A 796-nucleotide genomic window follows, 5' to 3' on the forward strand; every position below is an offset into this window, starting at 1 on the left:
GGCCACGCCGCGCGCCTCGGCATCGGGCGCGCGCAGCAGCCCCTGTGCCTGCAGCTTGAGCGCGGCCAGGGGCGAGCGCAGCTCGTGCGCCGCATCGGCCACGAAGTGCTGCTGCGCCTCGAAAGCCCGCTGCACCCGCGCGAACAGCAGGTTCAGCTCGTCCACCAGCGGCTGCACCTCGGCGGGCAGCGCATCGCCGTCGACGGGCGACAGGTCGTCCGCCTGGCGCTGCGCCACCTCGCGGCGCACGCGCTCCACCGGCGCGAGCGAGCCGCTCACCACCCACCATACGGCCAGCGCCAGCAGCGGCGCCATGAGCGCGATGGGCCCGGCCGTGCGCAGGGCCAGGTCGCGCGCCATCGCCTTGCGAACGGCCATGTCCTGCGCCACCTGAATGACCTGGGAGCGCGTCTGCACCGAAAACACGCGGTAGGTGGTGCCGTGCGCCTTCACCTTGGAAAAGCCCAGCACCGCGCGCTGCGGCAGGGCAGCGCCCACGGCGGACTCGAACACGCGCAAGCCTTCGGCCGACCAGACCTGCACGACGAACTCGTAGTTCTCGTCGTCGTGCACCAGCGGTCCGGGCGCGTTGGCCGGCACCTCCGGCAGGCCGGGCCGCAGGGCCATCGCCATCTGCTCCATGTGGTAGTCGAAGATCTCGTCGGCCTCGGACAGCGCCGAGCGGTACGACAAAAGGATCTGCAGCAGCGCCGTGCACACGATCGCCGCCAGCAGGAACCACAGCAGCCGCGCGCGCAGCGAATGCGCCGGTGCGCCCGTGCGCGGCGCCGGCCCG

The 796-nt window shown here is 72.9% G+C and carries 1 protein-coding gene; it reads right to left on the bottom strand.

Features of this window, described 5'->3' with window-relative positions:
- Positions 1-759: histidine kinase dimerization/phospho-acceptor domain-containing protein (locus AC27IQ_RS26080; protein WP_487091374.1), on the bottom strand; the 759-nt coding region annotated here is incomplete at its 3' end.
- Between the last annotated feature and the right edge of the window lie 37 nt (positions 760-796).

The sequence above is a fragment of the Acidovorax sp. KPB24-07 genome (assembly GCF_057543315.1).